The organism is Chitinophaga sp. (genome assembly GCF_036569125.1).
Taxonomy (GTDB): domain Bacteria; phylum Bacteroidota; class Bacteroidia; order Chitinophagales; family Chitinophagaceae; genus Chitinophaga.
In genome coordinates this window covers 1-2,303 of sequence record NZ_DATCRF010000053.1, presented here as the reverse complement: position 1 = coordinate 2,303, position 2,303 = coordinate 1, and the positions used below count along the sequence as shown (strand labels likewise).

Here is a 2,303-nt window from a genome sequence, read left to right as displayed (position 1 = left end):
GATGATAGTAGTAGGTTACTTCCGTTATTATGTAAAGCCTAATTACAACCTGGTATCTGTAACGGGCGGCGACTCCCTGCACCTGGACTCTACCATGGTGAACTTTATGGCCCGCCTGCATCCGGATGGTACGCTGGACACTTCGTACAACTACGACCTGGTGAACCATCGTGGTAAAGAAGGCGTGAACGGCGCCATTAATAAATCTCTTTACCTGCCGGATGGCAAAGTGCTGATCGTAGGCGGATTTACCAAGTATAACGGGCAGCCCGCGCAGCGCATTGCACGCATTAATACAGATGGCAGCCTTGACCCTACGTTCAAAAGCGCGGAGGGCGCCAACTTCCCGATATATGATGTTGCGCAGCAGCCGGATGGTAAGTTTGTGCTAACCGGTTTATTCAATACCTATGGCGGCCTGGCCGTGCCGTATATCGTGCGCCTGCTGCCTGATGGCAGCCTGGATCCATCGTTACAGGTAGGTACAGGAGCAGAGGGTACAGTTTATAACATCAGTATAATGCCGCAGGGGCAGATCATTTTATCGGGCGCCTTTACCTCATTTAACAATGTAGTGCGGAACAACTTTGTGGTATTAAACCCGGATGGCAGCGTGCATACTACCTATAATACCAATGGCGGTATTAACATGGGCACCAATGATGTGAACGCGGCTTTTACCAAAGTGCTGCAGCTGCCGAATGACCATTCCATGCTGGCAGTAGGCAGCTTTACGAGGTTTGACTTCCGGCCATGTAACCGGATCTTGCGGATAAAGTACCAGTAACAATAATATTTATTAATACCATTAGTGCGCCGCCAATGCAGAACGCCGGCCAGTGGCCAATGTTCCAGAGGCCAATACCAATGGCCGATCCACAGGCGCCGCCAATGAAAGTGCTGGTCATAAATACGGTGTTAAAGCGGTTGCGCGCTTCCGGCATTATGGAGTAGATGATGGTTTGATTGGAGATCTGAATGGTCTGGTGCCCAACATCTACCAGTATAATGCCCAGTATAAGCAGATACAGGCTGCCGCCGGTAAAATAGAATGCTACGAAGCTGGCCAGCTCCATGAGCAGTCCTATCCATATATTCAGCTGTGTGCCCTTGCCGTCACTGCGCTTACCCACCAGTGGCGATGCAAGGGCACTTGCAGCTCCGGCCAGCCCAAACAGGCCAATGACGGAGCTTTTATAATTAAACGGCGGTGCAGACAGGAACAATACCATGGTTACCCAAAAACCGCTGAGCGCTGCAAAGCTCATAAAGTTGCGGAAAGCTGCCAGGCGTAATGCCGGCTGTGTACGGATATAATATACCAGCGATGCCATCAGCTGGCGGTAAGTACCGTTAAAAGTAGGATGGCTTTGCGGAAAACGCAGGCGCATTAATATAAACAGCACTGCACAGATGCCTGCTGCCATAAAATAAATTTCCTGCCATCCGAAAATAGCGCCCAAAGTACCGCTTACAGAGCGGGATGCCAGGATACCCACAATTACCCCGCCCATAATGGCGCCTATAACGCTGCCCCGCTTTTCATCCGAGGCAAGATGCGCACCCAGCGGTATTATCAGCTGAACGGCAATAGAGCTTAGCCCCACCAGGAAGCTGGCTATCTGCAATACAAAAAAGTTAGGCGACATAGCGGCCAGGGACAATGATAACATCGCAGCCACCATGCAAATAAGGATCTGTTTGCGGCGTTCCATAATATCGCCCAAAGGCACCAGCAGCAACAGGCCGCTGGCATAACCTATTTGCGTAAGCCAGGCAATGCGGCCGGCACGGCTTTCGGGTATGTGAAAGTCTTTGGCAATCAACGGTATCAGCGGCTGGCAGTAATAAATGTTAGCTACCACCAGCCCGCAGCAGGCTGACATAAATAAGGTATCTGATTTCCGTAATGGTTGGCTGTGCATGGGCTCCCTGTTTTTCTGACCCTGCAAAGCTAGAAAAAAGTAGTAGCTAAATTTTGTAATTTAAAGCTATGATACGGATACCATTTGCACAGCTGGAACAGGCGTTCAGAAAAGTATTGCTGCAGCTTAATTTCCCTGAAAAAAGAGCGGCCTTATGCGCCCACATCTTTGCCAGCAACAGCCGCGACGGCGTACACTCCCACGGGCTAAACCGCTTCCCCGTATTTGTACAATATGTAAAAGATGGGCTGGTGCACCCGGATGCAGAACCTGCGCTGCTGGAAAAGAACGGCCTCCTGGAAACCTGGACGGGCAACCTGGGCGCGGGCATGTATAACGCCACGGCCTGTATGCAGCGCGCTATTGAGCTGGCGCAGG

3 protein-coding genes are annotated in these 2,303 nt (G+C 51.0%); 2 read left to right on the top strand and 1 reads right to left on the bottom strand.

Annotation, left to right across the window (positions count from 1 at the left end):
* Positions 1-787, top strand: a 787-nt coding sequence (locus VIM87_RS01815; protein WP_331995319.1) for a delta-60 repeat domain-containing protein, incomplete at its 5' end; no start/stop codon positions are given.
* On the opposite strand, the gene VIM87_RS01810 is transcribed toward VIM87_RS01815, so the two are convergent.
* Positions 732-1,925 carry an MFS transporter gene (locus tag VIM87_RS01810; RefSeq protein WP_331995318.1) on the bottom strand — a complete coding sequence of 398 codons (1,194 nt, stop codon included), beginning with the start codon at positions 1,923-1,925 and terminating at the stop codon, positions 732-734. The two genes, VIM87_RS01815 and VIM87_RS01810, sit on opposite strands and share 56 nt — an antisense overlap.
* A 68-nt stretch (positions 1,926-1,993) precedes the next feature.
* Between VIM87_RS01810 and VIM87_RS01805 the strand changes: the two genes are divergently transcribed.
* Positions 1,994-2,303, top strand: a 310-nt coding sequence (locus VIM87_RS01805) for an Ldh family oxidoreductase (protein WP_331995317.1), incomplete at its 3' end; no start/stop codon positions are given.